This window comes from Streptomyces scabichelini (assembly GCF_011045015.1).
Taxonomy (GTDB): domain Bacteria; phylum Actinomycetota; class Actinomycetes; order Streptomycetales; family Streptomycetaceae; genus Streptomyces; species Streptomyces scabichelini.
In genome coordinates, this window is sequence record NZ_JAAKZY010000186.1 from 1 (window position 1) to 20,261 (window position 20,261).

Below are 20,261 nucleotides of genomic sequence, written 5' to 3' on the forward strand. Positions count from 1 at the left end.
GAGGGGACGTAAGGGAGGGCACGGTTGTCGCCTTCCGTCTGGGGACGGGCAGTGCGAGGAGCTGAGGGGGGTGCCTCACCGGGCCGGCACGGAGGCCGGTGGGTGAGGCAGCTGGTGCCCGACCCGGCCGCGACAGCCGTCAACTCCCGGTACGAGTCCGGGAGTTGACGAAGGCTGCCATCGCGGTCGGTGTGATCGGTCATGTTGTCACTATGCTTGCCGCTCCGTTCAAACTGCAACCTCCTGCATGATAATTTCACGCAGCCGGTATCCGTCTGGTGTCATCAGCAAGTCGCTGACAGACTCGTGCCGTTGACACCCACTCAGGAGGTAGGCCGTGAGCGAAGCCCGTTCGGGCGCCGGCACCGGCGCTCCCACCGTTCTCCGCATGATCCTCGGCAGACGGCTGCAGGACCTGCGGCAGAACGCCGGGGTGTCGCTGGATGAGGCGGCCAAGGCCCTGCGTGTGAAGCCGTTGACGATTCGGCGGCTGGAGAAGGCGGAAGTCAGCCTCAAGATCCTCTACGTGGAGCTGCTGCTGCAGACCTACGGGGTCGGCCGGCAGGAGATCGACGAGTTCATCGAACTGGCCGAACAGGCCAACAGGCCGGGCTGGTGGCACCGGTACCGCGATGTGCTGCCCGGATGGTTCACCGCCTACGTCAGCCTGGAGAGCGGCGCCAAGACTCTGCGTACGTACGAGCCGCACTACGTCACGGGCCTGCTGCAGACCCACGCGTACGCCCGGGCCATCCTGCGCGCGGGCTTCCCCAACGACACCGACGAGGAACTCGAGCGGAGAGTCGATCTGCGCCTGCGCCGGCAGAGTCTGCTGGCCAAGCCGGAGGCGCCCACCCTGTGGGTGGTGATGGAGGAGGCCGTACTGCACCGGGTCGTCGGCGGTCCTGAGGTGATGCGCGAGCAGATCGACGGGCTTCTGACAGCGTCGGACCTTGACCATGTCAGTCTCGACATCGTGCCGTTCAGCGTGGGCGCGCACACCGGCGCGTTCGCCCCCTTCACCTACTTCCGGTTCGAAGAGCCCGAACTGCCCGACATCGTCTACACCGAGCTTCTCTCCGGATCGGTCTATCTCGACCAGCGGTCCGACGTGGCCGCCCACCTCGAGGCGCACAACCGGATGTCCCTGCTGACGTCGGCCGCCGAGAGCAAGGCTCTCCTGAACCGCATGCGCAAGGAGTACACATGACCAGCACCGGCAGCAGTGTCTACAACGGCATGCCCGCGACGGAACTCGGCGAGCAGGGCTGGGAGTGCCCGTGGAGTGGTACCAGCGGAGGTCAGTGCGTGGAGACGAAGCAGCTCGCGGACGGCCGTGTCGCCCTGCGGCAGTCGACGGATCCCGCCGGTCCCGCGCTGATCTACACGCCGGAGGAGATCAGCGCCTTCGTCACGGGGGTCAAGAACGGGCTCGCGGATCACCTGACGACGAGCTGAACCAGGCCGCCAGGTCGCAGCCGAGACCGACGTCCGGCCGGCTGCGACCTGGCCGGCACGTCGACGCACACCACTGAAAGGACACGATGACCTCCCCCCACACCGCACGGCACATCGACACGAGCCGGCCCCATTCGGCGCGCATGTACGACTACTACCTCGGCGGCAAGGACCACTTCGACATCGACAAAGAGGCCGCCGAGAAGGTCGCGGCGGCTTACCCCGGCATCTTCGTGTGTGCCAGGGAGAACCGGGCCTTCATGCACCGCGCCACACGTGTCCTCGCTCGGGAGCACGGCATCCGGCAGTGGCTCGACATCGGCACCGGCATACCGACCGAGCCCAATCTGCACCAGGTCGCACAGGCTGTCGTTCCGCAGGCCAGGGTGGTCTACGCCGACAACGATCCTCTCGTCCTGAAGTACGCCGAGACCCTGATGCGCAGCGCGCCCGAGGGCCGCACCACGTACATCGAGGCGGACGTCAACGAGCCCGAGACGCTCCTGAACGCCCCCGAGTTGGCGGAGGTCCTGGACCTGACCCAGCCCGTCGCGCTGTCGCTCAACGCCCTCATGCACTTCGTTCCTGATTCGCTGGACCCGTACGGGATCGTCGACCGCCTAATGGGCGTCCTTCCCTCGGGCAGCGCCCTGGCCCTGACCCACTGCACTCCGGACTTCGACCCCGCCACCTGGGCGAAGGTCACGAAGATCTACACCACGGCCGGAACCCCCGTACAGTTCCGCTCCAAAGCAGACGTCACCCGCTTCTTCGACGGCCTCGACCTCCTCGCCCCCGGGATCGCCCTCGGCCATCGCTGGCGCCCGGAAGCCTCGGACGACGGGCCCGAGGCGACCGAGAAGAACATCACGGACGCCGAGGTCAGTCTCTGGACCGGGGTGGGCATCAAGCCGTAGCGTCCGGCGCCGGTCCTCGAACGAGGGCGTGCTCTCACGCGATCCGGTGGCACAGCCGAGCATGGCGGTGCCACCGGGCGTGACGAGCCGGCGTCGGGTGGCCAGGTGCCCCGAGCTCCTCCTCGTGCGCACCGGATCCTGCTCGTCGACGAACCACGGACGAACCACGGGAGCGCTCGGCCGTTAATTCGGTGGCCGTTGCCGAGTGTGCGTCACTAGCCTCCCTCCCGTGATCTACGAGAGCCCATTGGCCTACCTGCTCGGTCTCGAAGGTCTTGCCCTGCTGCGTTCGTTCACCGGGGATTTCGACCGCGAGTTCGTCGACGCGCGCATCGCGGAAATCCATAAGCTCCTCGACGACGAGTCGCTGGCCGGCGCGGCTGTGGAAGTCGCCCGCGTGGGCACGGTCGAGGGCTACCGGATCTGGTCCGAGACGTATGACGGCCCGAACTCGGCGTTCGACTTCGACGAGCCCATAGTCCGAGAGATCGTCGCCGGGCTGCCGACGGGTGTCGCCCTGGATGCCGCGTGCGGCACCGGTCGGCTCGGGGCCCTGCTGGCCGAGCACGGACATCGGGTGGTCGGCGTCGACAGCTCACCCGACATGCTCGCCCGGGCCCGCGAACGGGTACCGACCGGCGAATTCCGCCTGGGTGACCTGCACCGGCTGCCCGTGGCCGACGATGCCGTGGATGTGATCGTCTGTTCCCTCGCGTTGACGCATCTTCCCGAACTGCGGCCGGTGATGGCGGAGTTCGCCAGGGTATTGCGCCGGGGCGGACACGTGATCATCTCCGACATTCACCCCGAGTGGGTGGCGCGGGGCGCGATTCCGCCCGTACGCCGCCCTGACGGGCAGCCGGGACGGCTGGAGAGCCACCGGCACTCGACCGGCGCCTACCTGCGCGCCGCGCTTGCGGTGGGGTTCCAGGTACGACGCTGCGAGGAACCCGTGAGGCCGGCCGTCGAGCAGCCGCAGGAGTCACCCGGGGCCCGCATGACGGAACTCGGGCCGTGGGAAGTCCGGCCGTGGTGCCTGTTCGACCTGGTACCCGAGGCGGCATCAGCGGCCAACGACGGAGTGCCGAGTGTGATCGTCTGGCATTTCCAGCTGGACGGGTCCTGAGATTGAACACGGGCGTCCATGAAAGGCCCGTACGCGACGCAGGCCGTACGCGCACAGGCCCGTACGCGACGCAGACCCGTACGTGACACAGACCCGCAAGAGGGGGCCGGTGCGCGGCGGACCTCAGGCATGGCCCGGCGGTGCGCTGCTCTCTCGTACGACCAGTTCCGTCGCCACCTCCACCCGTGTCGTCTCCGGCTGCTCCCCGGACAGCAGCCGCAGCACCATCCGGGCCGCGAGCGCGGTCATGTCGGCCAGCGGGGTGCGGACCGTCGTCAGCCGCGGGGTCACCCAGTCCGCGAACGGCAGGTCGTCGAAGCCGACCACGCTGACATCGGCCGGTATGCGCAGCCCGAGCTCGGCGGCTGCCCGGTAGGTACCCAGCGCCTGGTGGTCGCTGCCCGCGAAGACCGCGGTCGGGCGCTCGGGCAACGCCAGCAGTTCCAGCGCGTGTTGGTGCGCGAGGTTGTGGGTGAAGTCGCCGTAGCGCACAAGGGCCGGGTCGAAGGGGAGTCCTGCCTCCGCCAGCGCAGAGCGGTAGCCGTCGACCCGGGCACGTGAGGTGAGCCGGCGTTCCGGGCCGCTGATGATCGCGATCCGGCGGTGACCAAGCTCGATGAGATGGCGGGTGGCGGCAAGACCGCCGGGCCAGTTGGTCGCGCCCACCCAGGGCGTCCCGGGCGCGGGCTCGTCGATCGGCGCCACCAGCGCGTACGGGATGCCGAGCCGGCCCAGTTCCTCGTGCTGTTCCGGCGTCAGTTCGGGGACGACGAGGATCGCGCCGCGCGTGGAGCGGGTGGCCAGCGAGTCCAGCCACTGCCGGGCGCGTCTGGTCCGGCCGTGCGTGGCCGAGACGACCAGTCCCATGTTCGCATCGTGCAGGACGTCCTCCGCACCCCGGATCAGCTCCACGGCCCAGGGGCTGTCCAGTTCGTTGATGACGAAGTCGATCAGTCCGCCGGGTGGTGCCGCGGTGGCCGCCGGACGGTGTTTCGCCAGATAGCCGTGCTGCTCGAGCAGGCGCTGCACCTTCGCCCGGGTCTCCGCCGACACATCGGATCTATCGTGCAGCACCTTCGAGACAGTGGAGACCGAAACGCCTGCCTGTTCGGCGATTTCAGCCAGAGTGCGCCGCCTTCCTGAGCCCGATCCTGTCGAAACCGTTGACGTCATCGGATGAATCTCCTACTTTTCCGTGGCGGTCGCAGGTTGCGAAAACTATCGCAACCCGGCTCCCCGGAGTAGAGGTGGTCCTCGATGAAGAGATGGCGCGCCGCTTCCCTGGCCGCTGCGGTGGCACTGGTGCTCTCCGGCTGTGGAGGCACCGGCGGCGGCAGCGGTAAGTCGGGGGACGGAAAAGGGGAGTTGCTGGTCTGGGTGGACAACACCCGCACGCCGGCGGCCCAGCAGTACAAGAAGGCACACCCCGACCTGAAGATCCGTATCGTCACCATCCCGCCCGAAGCCGGATACGTCCCCACCAAGGTCTCGCTCGCCAACCGCACCAAGAGCGGCTGGCCCGACGTCGTCTTCCTCACCAACCCCGCGGAGGCCGCGACGCTCGCCGGTGAGAAGTTTGGCTACGCGGCCCCGCTCGACGACCTCGTGCCGAAGTCCGTCCGCGACGGCTTCTCCCCCGGCTCCCTCGACACCTGCACCTTCAGCGGCAAGACGTACTGCCTGCGCAACGACATCGCCCCGACCGTGCTCTGGTACGACGCGACCCTGATGAAGAAGTACGGGTACCAGGTCCCGAAGACCTGGGCCGAGTACCAGCAGGTCGGGCTGAAGGCGGCCAAGGACCACTCCGGCACCGTCGTCGGGGCGATCAACGGCAAGTACGGCGCCGGCACCTACTTCGGCAGCAGCGGCTGCCCCACCCGCGACACGCTCAGCCTCACCAAGGTCCACATCGACCTCGGCCAGCAGAGCTGCACCCGGGTGGCGGACCTGCTCCAGCCGATGGCCAAGGCCAAGGCCGTCACCACGGTCGTGCCCACCGACCCCGCCTTCGCCAAACTCGGCAAGGACGACAAGATCCTGATGCTGCCGGGCCCCGCCTGGTTCGGCGACTTCATGTTCGGGCCCGCCTTCAAGATCCCGAAGGGCCGGATCGCCGCGGCCCCCATGCCCACCTGGCCCGGCGAGACCAAGCCGTACGCGGGACAGGTCGGCGGCGGTGCCTTCCTCGTCTCCGCGCACGCCGGCGACCGTACCGAGGAGGCGGCGGACCTCGTGCGCTGGATGACCAGCGACGTCACCCTCCAGGCCGAGCAGCCCACCTATCCCGCCTTCACGGCAGCCGCGCAGAAGTGGGGCGAGGCCAAGGCCGAGGATCCGTACTACGCCTCCGACCCGATGCCCGCGCTCACCGCGGCGGCGAACGCGTTGCGTCCCGGCTTCGGCGCCGTCCGCTTCGAGGCCGACTGGCAGAGCAGCTTCAACGACACGCTCGGCAAGGCGGCCGACTCCGGCGGCAACCTCCGTACGGCGCTGAGCAGTTGGCAGGACAAGCTGGAGGCGGCGGCCAAGACCAGCGAGTACACGGTCGGATGAAGACGCCGACCTTGAGCCGCCCGCCCGCGGCCACCACCGTCGCACCGGTCGAACACCGGCGCCCTCGGCGCCGGGGCCGCACCACCGCCGTGTGGATCCTGGTGGGCCCGTACACACTGTTCCTCGCGGTCTTCGGGCTCGCGCCCGCCGGATACGCCCTGTGGACCTCCTTCGTCCACGACGGCTCCTTCTCCGGCGGACGCAACTGGACGGCCGTCTTCGACGACTACCGGCTCGGCGAGGCGGCCCAGAACGTCACCACGTACCTCCTCATCTGGCTGCCCGTCCTCCTGCTGACCGTCCTCTCGCTCGCCTTCACCCTGCATGCCCGACCCGGCCGGGCGACGGGCGCCCTCCAGCTCGTCTACTACCTGCCGGGCGCGGTCACCGGGTCGGCGGCGGCACTGCTGTGGCTGTTCATGGTCAGTCCGGACAGCAGCCCGTTCGGGCCGCTGCTGAAGCTGATGGACGTCAAGAGCGCCACGGACGCGCTGTCCGGCGGCAGCCTGATCGCCGTCCTCGCCGTGATGGGCGTCGCCGTGCACGCCGGCGGCTGGATCGTCGTCCTGTACGGGGCGCTCACCGCGCTCCCCAAGGACGTCCTGGAGGCGGCGCAGGTCGACGGCGCCTCGGCCTGGCGGACGATGTGGCACGTCAAGCTGCCGATGGTCCGCACGTACGTCGCCTTCGTGCTGATCTCCAGCTTCGCCTCCGGCAGCCAGGTCTTCGTCGAACCGACCGTCCTGTCCACCGGAGCCCCCGGCCAGATCAGCCCCACCTGGTCCGTCAACCAGCTCGCCTACGTCTACGCCACCCAGGACGGCGATTTCGGCAAGGCCGCCGCGCTGTCGCTGGCCATGCTCGCGGTCGGGCTGCTGACCGCCTGGGTCGTGATCGCCCGTACCCGCATGTACGCCACGGACTCCACGGACTCCCGGTGAGTGAGGGGATGACCGCTGATGAGTGAGGCGATGACGGTTCATGACTGAGGCGATGACCGCTCTGTCCCGCGGCGCCCGCGCCCTCTTCCTGCTCGGCGCGGCCGTCTTCTTCGGACTGCCCCTGCTCTGGCTGCTGCTCGCGCCCACCCGCACGGCCGACGACCTGACGACCGGCTCACCACTCGGTTTCGGCTCCCTCGGCAACGTCGGTGACGCCTGGTCGCACCTGACGTCGTACAACGACGGCGAGATCACCCTGTGGATCGGCAACTCCGTCATCTACGCGACGGCGAGCGTCGTCCTCGCCCTGCTGCTGTGCGTGCCCGCGGGTTATGTGCTCGCCAAGCACGACTTCGCGGGCCGCCGGACACTGCTCACCCTGTCGGTGGTGACGATGATCCTGCCGCCGGCCGCGCTGGTCCTGCCGCTCTATCTGGAGATGTCGGCGGTCAATCTCACCGGCACGGTCTGGGCGGTGATCCTGCCGCTCTCCTTCTACCCGTTCGGCGTCTACCTCGCCTTCCTGCACTTTCAGGCCAACCTGCCCGACAGTCTGCTGGACGCCGCACGCGTCGACGGCGCGAGCGAGCTGCGGCTGTTCTGGTCGGTCGCGCTGCCGCTGGCCCGGCCCGCGATCGCGCTGATCGCCTTCTTCGGCTTCGTACGCTGCTGGACCGACTTCTTCCTGCCCTTCGTGATGCTCTCCGACGACCGCACCTTCACTCTTCAGCTCGGACTGATGTCGCTGCTCCAGTCCACCGGCGCGGTCAACAACTCCAGCGGCTTCGCCGACCTCGACATCCACCAGCCGGAAGCGGCCCTGGCCGGACTCGTGGCCTGCGCGCCCCTGATGATCGGTTTCGTGCTCGCCCAGCGTTTCCTGCGCAGCGGGCTGCTGGCCGGAGCGGAGAAGGGCTGATGCGCACACAACTACAAGAGCACGTACGGCAGTTGGTGGCTCCCTTGGTGCCCCACTTCAGTACCGGCCGGGCTCGCGTGCGGCTCGGCGTGAACACCGCGATCCATGACGACACGGCCGCCGAGCTGGAGGCGTTCGCCCGGCCCCTGTGGGGACTGGCACCGATCGCCGCGGGCAAGGGGGACGTGCCGCACAAGGAGTTGTGGGTGCGGGGGCTCGCCCACGGCAGTGACCCCGAGCACCCGGAGTACTGGGGCGAGCCCCGCGACCGCGACCAGCGCATCGTCGAGATGGCGGCGATCGGCTTCGCCCTGGCGCTCGCGCCCGAGCACTGGTGGGACCCGCTGAGCGGGCCTGAACGGGACCGGCTCGCACGCTGGTTGCGCAGTGCCCTCCCGCGCGAGACGGCCGACAACAACTGGCACTTCTTCCCGGTGCTGATCGCCCTCGGCCTCGACCGGGTGCAGGTCCCCTACGACCGCTCACTGATCGAAGCCCGGCTGCGACGACTGGAGACGTTCTGGCTCGGCGACGGCTGGTACTCCGACGGACCCACCGAGCGGCGCGACTACTACGTGCCGTGGGCGATGCATTTCTACGGGCTGCTGTACGACACCTTCACGGGTGGAGACCGCTTCAAGGAGCGGGCGGCCCGGTTCGCCCGCGACTTCCGGCACTGGTTCGCGGACAACGGCGCCGCCGTCCCCTACGGCCGCAGCCTCACCTACCGCTGGGCGCAGGCCGCCTTCTGGGGTGCGCTGCCCTTCGCGGGCGTGGACGCGCTGCCGCAGGGTGTCGTCAAGGGGTATCTGCTGCGCCATCTGCGCTGGTGGGAAGGGCGGCCGGTGACCGGGCCCGACGGGCTGCTGTCCGTCGGGTACGGCTATCCGCAGCCCGCGCTCGCCGAGCAGTACAACGCGCCCGGCTCCCCGTACTGGTCACTGAAGGCGTTCCTGCCGCTCGCGCTGCCGGAAGATCACGCGTTCTGGACCGCGGCCGAGGAACCCGCTCCCGCGCTGCCCGCCGTCAGCGCCCAGCCGCACGCGGGCGCCGTGCTGATGCGCGCCGGTGGTGACGTCACCCTGCTCGCCGGGCGCCAACATCATGCGTGGGTGCGGCACGGCGCCGAGAAGTACGCCAAGTTCGCCTACTCGTCCCGGTTCGGCTTCAGCCTCCCGAACGGCACGCTCGGACTCGCGCAGGGTGCGTACGACTCGATGCTGGCCCTCAGCGACGACGGCGGAGCGCACTACCGGGTGCGAGAGGAGCCGACCGCCCCCGACACCGGGGGCGGGACGGTCCGCAGCACCTGGCGGCCATGGCCCGACGTGGAGATCACCACCTGGCTGACGGCCGCCCCGCCCTGGCATCTGCGCACCCACCGCATCCGGACGGGACGTGCGCTGCACACGGCGGAGGGCGCCTTCGCCGTGGACCGCGACGCGGGCGTGGAACGGTCGGCCGGAACGGGGTACGCCCGTGCGTCGGCCCGGGCGGGCTTCACCGGCCTGCGGGACCTCGACGGCCTGCGCACGGGCGAGGTGGTCGACTGCCTGCCCGGCACGAACGTCCTCGCCCGACGTACGACGCTGCCCACGCTGACCGGCCGGCTCCCACCTGGTGAGCACTGGCTGAGATGCGCGGTGCTGGGCGCTCCCGACGGGCCGGAGGCCGAGGCGACTTGGCGACAACCTCCGGAGTCCTCGACGGATCCACCGGAACCCCCGACGAGTGGAGGCGGTACATGAGATCGAGAAGAGTAAGAGGCCTGTCCGTACTGGCCGCCGTGACAGCGCTGCTGGCCCTCCCGGTCCAGGCACCGGCGCAGGCGGCCGGCTCCGGCCGTACCTACCACGTGGCCCCCTCGGGCAGCGAGAACGCTTCCGGTTCCGCGGAGAGACCGCTGCGCACCATCGGCGACTGCCTCTCCCGGGTCCGCCCAGGCGACACCTGTCTGGTCCACCGCGGCACCTACCGCGAACAGCTCACACCTCCCTCCGGCACCAAGGACGCCCCGATCACGATCGCCGCGTACGGCGACGGCCCGGTGACCGTCGACGGGACCGAGCAGGTGACCGGATGGAAGGACGCCGGCGGCGGACTGGTCGCCGCCGACACCGACCTGCCGCCCGACCCCGACTTCAACGCGGTGTTCCTGGACAACGACCGTGCTGTGGAGGGCCGTTGGCCCAACACCGGCGCCGATCCGCTGAACACCACCTGGGCCGAGGCCGAACCCACCTCCACCGACCAGCACATCGACGACGCCGATCTGCCCGACGCCGACTGGACCGGCGCCACCGTGCACCTGTGGGCGGGTTCCAACCCCTGGGCCCAGCAGACAGGCACGGTCACTGCCGCCGCACCCGGCAAACTGGACTTCAAGGGCGGCAACTACCGTTGCCCGCCGCTGTGCATGGGCAACCAGAACTACCGCAACTACTACCTCGTCGGCTCCAAGGCCGCCCTCGACCAGCCCGGGGAGTGGTACTACGACGAGACCGCGCAGCGGCTCTACATGGTGCCGCCGAAGGGCGGCATGACCGGGCACACGGTGACCGCGAAGCACCGCCTGTGGGGCGTCGACCTGAGCGAGAGCTCGTACGTCACCGTGCGCGGCCTGAACTTGTGGGGCACGTCGCTGCGAACGGGCAACGACAGCACGGGAGTCGTGGTCGACCGGCTGCGCGCCACCTACATCTCGGAGTTCTCCACCCTCCCCATGCCGTCCGACAGCGATCTGGCGATCCCGCCCTTCGAAGGCCATATCGTCGCCTCCCGGATCCTGGACTCGGGCGTGCAGATCCTCGGCACCGGCAACACCCTGAAGAACAGTGAGATCTCCCAGTCGGCCGGGGACGGCGTCCTGCTGCGCGGCACCGGCAACACCGTCACCAACAACTACATCCACGACGTCGGCTGGATGGGCAGCTACACACCCGGCATCGAGGTCAACGGCAACGGCCACACCGTCACCCACAACACGATCCGGCGCACCGGACGAGCATCCATCGACACGGCCTGGCAGCTCAACGGCACGGAATTCCACGGCAACCGCATCGCCTACAACGACATGTCCGAAGCCATGCGCACCTCACGCGACGGCTCCCCCTTCTACGTCTGCTGCAGCCTGAACGGCACCGGCACCTCCATCGACCACAACACCTCGCACGACGCCGACGGCCAGGTCGGCTTCTACGTCGACAACTACTCCGGCCACTTCCGGCTGCACCACAACGTCGCCTGGAACACCGGCGCCCGAGGCACCTTCTTCAACGGCCACACCGGACCGAGCATCGCCAACGAGGACCACAACTCCAGCTACGGCGTGGGCATCGACGGCAACTCCGTGCGGCTGAGCGGCGCGACGGACGCCTCCGGCTCGTACATCAGCAACATCATCGGCCCGAAGCCGATCAGCGTCAGCGAGACCGGCGATCCGCTGCCGGTGGTCCGCTCCAACCTGATCAGCGACAAGCCCGGATACACAGACGCCGTGAACGGCGAGCTGTGGCTGACGCCCGACTCGCCCGCCATCGACGCCGGCGAGGTGATCGACGGCATCACGACCGACATCCGGGGAGCGGCTCCCGACCAGGGCGCATACGAGTACGGCGAGCCGATCTGGTCGACGGGCTGCAACCTGCCGGGCTGTCAGCAACGGGTGCGGCACGGCACGTGGAAGACGACCGCGAGCGACGGCACGGACGCCTCCGCCGTCACCGACGGGGACATCAACACCCGCTGGACGGCGGCGAGTCCACAGTCCGCGGGCCAGTACCTGACCGTCGACCTCGGTGAGCCCAAGACCTTCTCCAGGCTCTCGCTCGACGCCGGCCGCGACACCAACGGCCAGCCGTACGGCTTCTCCGTCTCGGTCAGCCGCGACGGCACGCATTGGGGCGAGCCGCTCGCCCGGGTCTCCGGCCGCTCCTTCACCCAGGACGCGGTGTTCGCCCGGCAGACCACCGCCCGCTACCTCAAGATCACGCTCACCGCGAGCGGACCGGTCCCCTGGGTCGCCAACGACCTGCGCCTGTACGGCGACGGGCCGGACGCCTCCGCCACACTCCAGGCCGAGCAGGCCACCATCCCCCGAGGGGTGGAGCGCGGTACGGCCGCCACCGGGGTGCTCGGCTCCGGCGACTGGGTGGCGTTCCGCAAGATGAACGTCGACGGCGGCCAGCTCACCGTGCGCAGCGCCTCCTCCTGCACGCGCGGCTGTTCGCTCCAACTGCGCCTGGACGCGCCGGACGGCCCGCTGCTCGGGGTGGTGCCCGTCCGGGGTGACGGCGACTGGCAGGAGCAGTCGGTGCGCCTGAAGCGGGAGGTCACCGGTACCCGCGACCTCTATCTCGTGGCGGAGGGCGGACGGGAGGTCGCGGCGCTGGACTGGCTTACGATCCGGCCCTGAACCGACCCTGATCCGGCCCTGAACAGCGCCCGTCCGGGCGGCCGGGGGCGGGCCACATGGCCGCCGCCCGGCCCGGACGGGCGCTGGACTCCCGGGACGGCCGAGTGCCGCAGGTGGACACGCTTGTCGCCGACCTGTACCCCCGGCGTGGGGCCGGAACCGGCAGCCGACCGTAGAGGGAGAGATCAGCCAGCCCGGATGAGGAACCGCTGGTCGGCCGCGCCGGTACATCCTTCTTCTGCCGCCTCAGCTCCCTCGGTGGTGTCGTTGCCGACGATGCCGATGCAACGGCTGGTGCCGACCGGGCGAAGCCGGAAACCGCCGGTGCTGTCAGCGGCGGTGGGTTCCAGACGGAACAGGGTGGCCTGGGCGCAGTCGTTCCGGGGCTCGAGCATGCCCTTTACGGGGCCGGTGCTCATGACCGTAAGACATCCTTTCCCCTCCGTGGGATGGTGCCACTGGATGCGGTAGAGGCCCTCACCGGCTGGTTCGAGGTAAGTACGCGGCACCGTGACCTGGGCGCAGGGGAGTTGGACGGCGATGGCGTTGGCGTAGGCGCCGTCGCGGTCGCGTCCGTCGGTCAGGCAGAGGTCGGGCGTCCGGGCGGGGCGGATGGTGACCCAGCCGTCGGCGGGGGTCCGGGACGCGGTGGCCGGACCAGCCGATGCTCCCGGATCGGCGGAGCTGTCAGAGCTGTCAGAGCTGTCGGACCTGTCGGGGAGTAATCCCCAGGCGCCCAAGGCGAGCATCGGGACCATGAGCGAGAGCGCGAAAGCGACCGCGCGCCGCTTGGCGCGGCGCGGTCGCGAGGCCACGGATTGTTCGGTCGGCGGTCTCGCCGTTGCACCGGCGTCGGCGTCGGCGTCGGCATCGGCATCGGTCCCGTGGTCCGGTACCGCGGCAGGGGCATCGGCGTCCGGCCCGGGGCCCGGCACCCCGGCAGGAGCATCGGCGTCCGGCCCGGGGCCCGGCACCCCGGCAGGAGCATCGGCGTCCGGCCTGGGGCCCGGCACCCCGGCAGGAGCGTCGGCATCGGGCCCGGACCCTGGCGCCAGGACAGGGGCGGCAGAGATACCCGCGGCGATACGGTCCCTGGCGTCCAGCCAGGCGCCGACCCGCTGCCCGTCTCCGCAGGCGCGGACAAACGCGGCCAGTACCTCGGGGCGCGGCAGACTCGTCCGTCGCAGGATGTCGGCCAGGGTGCTGCGCGCCAGCACATCGCCGCTTCGGGCGGCCCGCTCCTCCAGTTCGCGATACGTCAGCCCCGAACGCTCCTTGAGCCGCCGCATCGACTCGACAAAACCGGCAGCGTCCCGGGCTTCGTACGGCGACGACTCCCCCAGGTTCCCCATGCACGTCATCCTGCTGCGGCCATGACACAAGGGACAACGGTGAATTCCGCCATGCCCCGCTGTCCGGGTCGCAATCCGGACAAGGCCCCTGACCAGCCCGGACAGCTCGTGTCTGTCCGGGACAGCAGGTTGCCCTTGCTGCGCTCCACCGGCGGCCAGCAGTCTCTGTGGCGCCGGGCCGGGTCGAACCACCGCCACGGCGCGATGGAACACACACGCGATGGGACACACAAAGACAGACCGGATCCCCGGGCATCAACACTCACTGTCAGATGAGGAGCAGAGCTGCTCGCTGCGCTCATTGGTCGCGTCCAGCCTGTGTCTCATCTCCATTCACCCAAGGGTTGCGGTGGCCCAGTGGCCGCCATTCACTCAACCAGAAATCACGTAGGGAGATCATGCTCATGTCACACGACGCGCCACGCAGACTCGGACAGGTCGTCGGGATCACCGCGATGGCCGCCGGCCTTGCGCTGCTCCCCTCCACCGCAAGCGCGCAGGAAGGGCCGATCAGCGGGGCGAGCTATGGGCGCAACGGTGGGTGCACCACGGCCGCCGGCACCTTCGGCTGGGAACTCACCAGCGAAGCCAGGAACCTGTACCGCACATGGGGCACCGTCAAACTCACCAACCGTCCGTCCAACTGCACCAGCGACGTCACAGGCGCCGCCCTGCAGCGCTCGGAGACATCGACCACGAACCGCAGCTGGAAGTGGTACGCGGGGATCGGTCGCGGCCAGACCTACACCTTCTCCCTGGACGACACGGACGTCCGTGACGTCCGTTTCCGGATCTGCAACGTGCGGAACGGCGTGATCGACGGCTGCGGTCGGGTCCAGTAACCGCATCGCCAACTCAGCCCGCGTCAGGGGCTGGCAGGCCCGGGTCCGGGGCATCGGGGGGACGGATCCTGGCGGTTGTGCGGGCGGCAGCCCTGATCCGGGCTGCCGCCCGCACTGGTACGGCATCGGCATAGGCATCGGCGCCGACCTCCGGGTGAAGGTGTCGATGAGTGGCCTGCGACGGGTCGAATAGTCGAGTAATGGAGTCCCGCACGACGCGACGCCGTCGGCCTGACCCTCTGCCAGGTCGACCTGGCCGGTCCGCCCCTCGGCACATTGACAGGCATCTGTCGCCATGTTGCTATGAGGCGCTGCTCAGCCGGACCTGCGTCGCGTCGCATGCCGCTCGGGCACCGGATACCAAGATTGACGGCCATTTGACCGGGGGCGCACCCCCGAACCCAGAGCGAGGACCCATGCCGCAGCGCGCCGCGACCATCGTCGGCGGCGGGATCGGCGGCCTCGCGGCGGCCCTCGCCCTGCATCGCCGGGGCTGGCACGTCGAGGTGCTGGAACGGGCCCCGGAGTTCACCGAGATCGGCGCCGGTATCTCCCTGTGGCCGAACGCGCTGCACGCGCTTGAGGTGCTCGGCCTGGCCAACGCCGTCCGGGCACTCGGCGCCGTCGAGAACGCAGGCGGCGTACGCGACCGCCGGGGCCGCTGGCTGTCCCGTACGGACAACGCGGAGCTGGCGCGCCGCTTCGGCCATCCCCTGGTGGTCCTGCACCGCGCGGACCTGTTGCGGGTGCTCACCGAGGCATTGCCCGCCGACAGCCTGCGTCCGGGCAGTGAGGTGTCCGCGGTTCGCGACGACGGCCACGGCCTGGTCGTCGATCACCACGGGGGCAAGGGGGGCGGGCCCCGGCCCGACCTCGTGGTCGGCGCCGACGGGCTGCGCAGTGTGGTCCGCCGCGCTCTGTGGACCGAGGCGGCCGGCCCCCGGTACGCCGGCTACACGGCCTGGCGCATGGTCACCGAGCCCCTCGCCGAGCCGCCCTCCGAGGGCGCGGCGACCTGGGGCCGCGGCGAGCGGTTCGGCTACACGGCGCTGCCCGGCGGGCGGATGTACTGCTTCGCGACCGCGTCGCTGCCGGAGGGAGCGGCCTCCGGCACGCCCGAGTACGCCGAACTGCTGCGCCGGTTCGGGTCCTGGCCGGATCCCGTCCCCGCCCTGCTGGCCGCCGTCCCCGCGGACGCGGTGCTCCGACACGACCTGTACGACCTGCCGCCGCTGCCCTCCTTCGTCCGCGGCCGGGTTGCGTTGCTGGGCGACGCGGCTCATGCCATGACCCCCAATCTGGGCCAGGGTGCGTGCCAGGCGCTGGAGGACGCGGTCACCCTCGCCCACTGCCTCGACAGCACCGCGGACGTGGCCGCCGCGCTCCGCTCGTACGACCTGCTGCGCCGCCCGCGGACCCAGGCCATCACCCGCCGCTCCGCCCGGCTCGGCGCAATCGGCCAGTTGTCGTGGCCGCCCGCGGTGCTGCTGCGCGACACGGCCGCCCGACTGACGCCGACGCGGGCGACGCTGCGTTCCATGACGCCGGTGCTCGGCTGGACCGCGCCCGGCGCCCCGGTGACCGCGACGAAGAGCGAGAGCAAGAGCGACTGATGCCGGACTGGACATATCACCCACTGCGCGGCGCGGCCGCCGCCGCCCTCGGCCGACGCCGTTCGCAGCGAACCGCACTGCGGCTGCTGGCCTCGATCGGCTCCCGTCCCGCCGGCGCGCGGCTGATCGCCCGGGGATTCGGCCACCGCCACCCGCCTGAGCGCCTCGCCGGTGAGATCGCCGGCGTGCCCGTGGCCGTCCGCCTCGGCATATCTGTCCCGCCCTCGCTCGCCCGCGAAACGGTACGGGCCATGCCCCCGCTCGGGGCGGGTGTCGTCGAGGTGGCGCCCGTCTCGGCGGGCGACGTGGAGACCGTACGGAAGGCCGCCGCCGGCCGCTCGATCCCGCTGGTCGTCCGCGCCTGTGACGCGGAGGCCGAGGCCGCGCTCAAGCCGTACGTCGACGGATTCACCAGCAGCGACGACCCGCACGTGGTCCATGTGTCCGACCCGTCGGTCACCGCCGCGGCCACCGCACTCGAGGAGCCGGACGCCGTCGTGCTCGCCCGGCCCGGGGTGCTCGTCGAGGCCGGACCCGGCTGGTTCGCACGGGTCACCGAGGCAGCCACGCCCACCGCGCCCGCGCCGCGGCTACGGGACGTCGGGCGCGATCCCCGCCGCTGGCCCGCCTGGTGGTGGGCCCTGCTCGTCGGGCTCGGTATGACGGGCGCCGGACTCGGCGCCGCGGCGATCACGCTCGGGCCCGTGCTGCTCTGGTACGACCGTGACTACCTCGGCATGACGCTGCACGAACTGCATGCCGCCAACCACCACCTCGTGCACTTCCTCCAGCACGACCGGATCACCATGGCCGGCACGATGGTGGCGATCGGCGCCCTCTACACCGGCCTCGCCGTGGGCGGGATCAGACGCGGCTGGCCCTGGGCCCGCGAGGTGTATCTGCTCTCGGGGGCGATCGGCTTCCCCACCTTGTTCTACTTCCTGGCCACCGGCTTCGTAGAACCCCTGCACACGGCCACCACCCTCGTGCTGTTCCCGATGTTCGTGGCCGCGGTTCGTCGGACCCCGCACACTCCGCGGTGGCGCCTGGCGCCCGAAGGGCCGGAGCCGGAGCGCCGACGGGCGCTGGCCGGCCAGTTGCTGCTGATCGTCACGGGAGCAGGGCTGTTCGTCGGTGGAGCGGTCATCTCGGTGGTCGGTCTGACCGGTGTCTTCGTACCGACCGACCTGACCTTCCTGGACGCCGGCAGGCAGACGCTGGAAACCGTGAGCCCCCGGCTTGTGCCGTTCGTCGCCCATGACCGCGCGGGGTTCGGCGGTGCCCTGATGTCCGCCGCGGTGGCCATCATTCTGCTCAGTGCGTGGGGCTGGCGGCGGGGTGAGGCCTGGGTGTTCTGGACCCTGGCCGCGGCGGGGGCCGCCGGCTTCCTGCCGGCTGTCGTGGTGCACGGCGCGATCCACTACACCGACTTCATCCACCTCGCGCCGGTCTACTTCGGCATCGCCACGACCGGCACCGGCCTGCTGCTCGCGCGTCCGTACCTCTGCGCCAAGGCATCGGCGCGGCCGAAGGACTGACCGGGCCGCCCCGGCGACCGCCCATCCTCCGCCTCCCCGGGTGATCTGACGCCCTGCGGTGCGTGCACGCGCCGGAGCGCATCGACTGTGAACGCACGCATATCAAGTGGCATCACTGAAGTATGTGCACCCTGGCCGTTCGCTGGTTGAGTCGACCACGCGACCGACACCCCCGTTTCCCGCTGAACAGGCAAACGGTATGCAGTTCTTGACACGGCGTCATGAGAAAAGCCCAAAGCCGAGGATGGGCGCCTTGGACTTACGCTTCGGCGTCCCCGGCCAGTTCCTGGCCGTCTTCGCACCACGCAGAGGAAATCCGCTTCAGTGGGCGAAGTTGGTCGCAAATTGATCAGCAGTTTGCTGCCCAGCCACAACGATTCCCACATATGAAACGCGCTTCCACACCCGCGAAACACCATCAGAAAATGTTCTGGAGTCACACCTGATGAAGCTCGCCAAGCGTCTCATCCTCACCACCACAGCTCTCGCCGCCGTGACCGCCGGCACGCTCTTGAGCGCGACGGTCGGCCAGGCCACAACCTCGAAACCCGCCCCCGCCACCGCTGATGCCAAGGCCGCGCCGAAGGTCCCCGACGCGCTGAAGGTCCCCGACGGCAACCGGCTCACCGGCGTCTTCTCCGCCGAAGGCGTCCAGACCTACACGTGCACCGACGGCGCCTGGAAGCTGCTGGAGCCCGCCGCCACCCTCTCGGCCAAGAAGGACCGCTCACAGCGCCCGATCGCCCTCCACTCCCGCGGCCCCGTCTGGGTGTCCACGGTGGACGGCAGCGCCGTCACCGCCGCCGCTGTCGCCACCTCCCCCAAGACCGGCACCATCCCCGAGCTCCTCCTGAAGTCCAGCGACACCCGCGGCACCGGGGCCTTCGCCGACGTCTCCTACATCCAGCGCCTCGACACCCGCGGCGGCGTCGCCCCCACCACCGCCTGCACCGGCACCGACCAGGTCGGCGTCCCCTACTCCGCCACCTACACCTTCTACAAGCCCGCCAACTGATGCAGTAGGCGGCAACGGCTGTGGCCCCTGGACTGTCTCGAGGGGCCACAGCACATCGGCGTGGACGGGCCGCACTTCGCCGCGGGACTCGAGTCCACACGCCGGCGTTTCTCCGCGCACCCGGCCACGCAACGACCCGGTCCACCAGCTCAGCGGGACACGACCGAGTCAGGACCTAGTTCTCCACTCGGATCAGAGCATCAATGGTTGAGCCGCTCGCGCCTTTGAATTGGGCACCCAGCCACCGCAAGATGGACATCGACCGTTGGTTGTCTCTACTCGTCATGGCTCGGATGGCCTGACAGTCGAGGAGCTGCGTGCGGGCGAAGTCCACCATGCAGCGGGCGAGAGCCGTGCCCAGCCCTTGTCCCTGCCAGGAGTCCTCGACGAGGATGCCAAGCTCTCGGACATGCGGTGTCGTCGTCCGCATCAGGTGAGTGACAGCGATGATGCGGTACGGATCATCGAGCGGGACTGTGATCATGGTGGTGCCATTGGCTGGGTCACACAAGTGCTCCCAGTCACGTTTGGCCAGGGCCCGCCGAACGCCGCGGTACCGGGCATAGAGCGAGGCTGGCGAGCATCTTGCGTGCATCTCGTTGACCTTGTCGAGATGCTCGACGAGCCCCGTCCGGCTCAATGTGACCCGATTCGTGCGCGTGGCGATCTGTAACGGCGGAGGACGGAGCGGCGGCGAGGACGTGGGTAACGCCGACACGGTGGACAAGGGCTCTCGTGTAGATCCCGCGCTCCATAGCCGAAGGTTGCTGCTTTGACCAGCGATTTCTGGGACCGCGCCGTTCTTCGTCATCAGGGTTTCCCTTCGTGGCACCGTTTGCTTGGAACTTGCGTTGTGCGGCGTCAGGACGGTTCGCCAGGGGCTCCCTGTAGGTCGGTGCCAGTCGGCGGTTGGGCCAATTCGCCTGCCAAGGAGCGCGATGAAGGCTCCCCGACCAGTCGCCCGAGATCCCCACGACCGCAGGGCCCCGTTGCCCGCGCCTTTGGGGGGCGCGGGCAGGGGGCGCGGTATGGCGTGGGGTTGGGGTCAGGTCTGGTTGGCCTTCTCCAGGGCGGTGCAGCAGGAGTTGACGAGCAGTCGGGTCACGACGTACGGGTCGACGTTGGCGTTGGGTCGGCGGTCCTCGATGTAGTCCTTGCCGTCCTTCTCGACCTGGGCACGGTCAGGCTCCGTCTTCCCGTGACCACGCGTCCTCAAGGAGGGTGCCGGTCGCGGAGTTCGGCGCGGTTGCGGCGGTGGCCATGCCCGTGTCGGCCGCGATCAGCGGCGCGGTCCGCCCCGGCGTGGAAGTGCCCGTGCTGGACCAGGACGGGCCGTAGGCACTCACGTCACTGAAGTCGTATGCGGTCTCGGCGTGTTCGACCTGGTCGACACCGACGATCTCGTCGTCCGGGGAGACCCGCATCCCGATCGTCTTCTCGACGAGGAAGGCGAGGACCGCGGAGGCGACGAGGGAGTAGGCGAGGACTGCGAAGACGCCGGCGCACTGCTTCCAGAACTGGTCCAGGCCGCCGCCGTAGAAGAGGCCCTGGACGTCGGACTGGCCGCCGC

At 69.9% G+C, this 20,261-nt stretch carries 17 protein-coding genes and 2 pseudogenes; 13 read left to right on the forward strand and 6 right to left on the reverse strand.

Annotated elements, in window-relative coordinates:
• Positions 1-203, reverse strand: a 203-nt coding sequence (locus G5C60_RS51315) for a hypothetical protein (protein ID WP_206440503.1), incomplete at its 3' end; no start/stop codon positions are given.
• A 134-nt stretch (positions 204-337) separates the two neighbouring features.
• Between G5C60_RS51315 and G5C60_RS38755 the strand changes: the two genes are divergently transcribed.
• The 4 genes from G5C60_RS38755 (at position 338) to G5C60_RS38770 (ending at position 3,501) form a co-directional block, all read left to right on the forward strand.
• Positions 338-1,210: a Scr1 family TA system antitoxin-like transcriptional regulator gene (locus G5C60_RS38755; protein WP_165266767.1), complete on the forward strand. Its 873-nt coding sequence runs from the start codon at positions 338-340 to the stop codon at positions 1,208-1,210.
• Positions 1,207-1,458, forward strand: a complete 252-nt coding sequence (locus tag G5C60_RS38760; protein ID WP_165266769.1) for a DUF397 domain-containing protein — start codon at positions 1,207-1,209, stop codon at positions 1,456-1,458. Before G5C60_RS38755 ends, G5C60_RS38760 begins: the two co-directional genes overlap by 4 nt.
• An 86-nt stretch (positions 1,459-1,544) precedes the next feature.
• Positions 1,545-2,375, forward strand: a complete 831-nt coding sequence (locus G5C60_RS38765; RefSeq protein ID WP_165266771.1) for an SAM-dependent methyltransferase — start codon at positions 1,545-1,547, stop codon at positions 2,373-2,375.
• A gap of 229 nt (positions 2,376-2,604) precedes the next feature.
• Entirely contained in the window at positions 2,605-3,501 is an 897-nt protein-coding gene (locus G5C60_RS38770; protein ID WP_165266773.1) for a methyltransferase domain-containing protein, read from the forward strand.
• Between the two features lie 123 nt (positions 3,502-3,624).
• On the opposite strand, the gene G5C60_RS38775 is transcribed toward G5C60_RS38770, so the two are convergent.
• On the reverse strand, positions 3,625-4,674 hold the full coding sequence (locus G5C60_RS38775; protein ID WP_206440504.1) for a LacI family DNA-binding transcriptional regulator: 1,050 nt from the start codon (positions 4,672-4,674) through the stop codon (positions 3,625-3,627).
• Positions 4,675-4,758: 84 nt separating this feature from the next.
• Here G5C60_RS38775 and G5C60_RS38780 point away from each other — a divergent pair, with 84 nt between their 5' ends.
• Genes G5C60_RS38780 through G5C60_RS38800 form a run of 5 tightly spaced genes read left to right on the forward strand, consistent with a single transcriptional unit; the run spans position 4,759 to position 12,331 of the window.
• Positions 4,759-6,057: an ABC transporter substrate-binding protein gene (locus G5C60_RS38780; protein WP_165266775.1), complete on the forward strand. Its 1,299-nt coding sequence runs from the start codon at positions 4,759-4,761 to the stop codon at positions 6,055-6,057.
• Complete coding sequence (locus G5C60_RS38785; protein WP_165266777.1) at positions 6,054-6,998, forward strand: carbohydrate ABC transporter permease; 945 nt, start codon at positions 6,054-6,056, stop codon at positions 6,996-6,998. Before G5C60_RS38780 ends, G5C60_RS38785 begins: the two co-directional genes overlap by 4 nt.
• A 40-nt stretch (positions 6,999-7,038) precedes the next feature.
• On the forward strand, positions 7,039-7,917 hold the full coding sequence (locus G5C60_RS38790; protein ID WP_241267389.1) for a carbohydrate ABC transporter permease: 879 nt from the start codon (positions 7,039-7,041) through the stop codon (positions 7,915-7,917).
• Positions 7,917-9,665, forward strand: a complete 1,749-nt coding sequence (locus G5C60_RS38795; RefSeq protein ID WP_165266779.1) for a DUF2264 domain-containing protein — start codon at positions 7,917-7,919, stop codon at positions 9,663-9,665. Before G5C60_RS38790 ends, G5C60_RS38795 begins: the two co-directional genes overlap by 1 nt.
• Entirely contained in the window at positions 9,662-12,331 is a 2,670-nt protein-coding gene (locus G5C60_RS38800; RefSeq protein ID WP_165266782.1) for a discoidin domain-containing protein, read from the forward strand. Before G5C60_RS38795 ends, G5C60_RS38800 begins: the two co-directional genes overlap by 4 nt.
• Before the next feature lie 185 nt (positions 12,332-12,516).
• Here the strand turns inward: G5C60_RS38800 and G5C60_RS38805 are convergent, their stop codons facing one another.
• The gene (locus G5C60_RS38805; protein ID WP_338146054.1) at positions 12,517-13,683 is read right to left on the reverse strand and encodes a helix-turn-helix domain-containing protein; all 1,167 of its coding nucleotides are present in this window, start codon (positions 13,681-13,683) and stop codon (positions 12,517-12,519) included.
• A gap of 404 nt (positions 13,684-14,087) precedes the next feature.
• Here G5C60_RS38805 and G5C60_RS38810 point away from each other — a divergent pair, with 404 nt between their 5' ends.
• The 4 genes from G5C60_RS38810 (at position 14,088) to G5C60_RS38825 (ending at position 18,691) form a co-directional block, all read left to right on the forward strand.
• Positions 14,088-14,525: a hypothetical protein gene (locus tag G5C60_RS38810; protein ID WP_165266786.1), complete on the forward strand. Its 438-nt coding sequence runs from the start codon at positions 14,088-14,090 to the stop codon at positions 14,523-14,525.
• Between the two features lie 416 nt (positions 14,526-14,941).
• Positions 14,942-16,138 carry an FAD-dependent monooxygenase gene (locus tag G5C60_RS38815; RefSeq protein WP_165266788.1) on the forward strand — a complete coding sequence of 399 codons (1,197 nt, stop codon included), beginning with the start codon at positions 14,942-14,944 and terminating at the stop codon, positions 16,136-16,138.
• Positions 16,138-17,676, forward strand: coding sequence for a hypothetical protein (locus G5C60_RS38820; protein WP_165266790.1), 1,539 nt, complete (start codon positions 16,138-16,140; stop codon positions 17,674-17,676). The genes G5C60_RS38815 and G5C60_RS38820 overlap by 1 nt, the downstream gene beginning before the upstream one ends.
• Positions 17,677-18,121: 445 nt before the next feature.
• A complete protein-coding gene (locus G5C60_RS38825; protein ID WP_165266792.1) occupies positions 18,122-18,691 on the forward strand; it encodes a DUF3455 domain-containing protein in 570 nt (189 codons plus the stop codon).
• Between the two features lie 175 nt (positions 18,692-18,866).
• Here the strand turns inward: G5C60_RS38825 and G5C60_RS38830 are convergent, their stop codons facing one another.
• The 3 genes and pseudogenes from G5C60_RS38830 to G5C60_RS38840 all read right to left on the reverse strand — a co-directional run.
• Positions 18,867-19,502: a GNAT family N-acetyltransferase gene (locus G5C60_RS38830; protein WP_165266794.1), complete on the reverse strand. Its 636-nt coding sequence runs from the start codon at positions 19,500-19,502 to the stop codon at positions 18,867-18,869.
• A 234-nt stretch (positions 19,503-19,736) separates the two neighbouring features.
• Positions 19,737-19,865 (reverse strand): annotated as a pseudogene (locus G5C60_RS38835) (glutamine synthetase); the annotation flags it as partial.
• 7 nt (positions 19,866-19,872) lie between these two features.
• Positions 19,873-20,261: pseudogene (locus G5C60_RS38840) on the reverse strand (hypothetical protein); the annotation flags it as partial.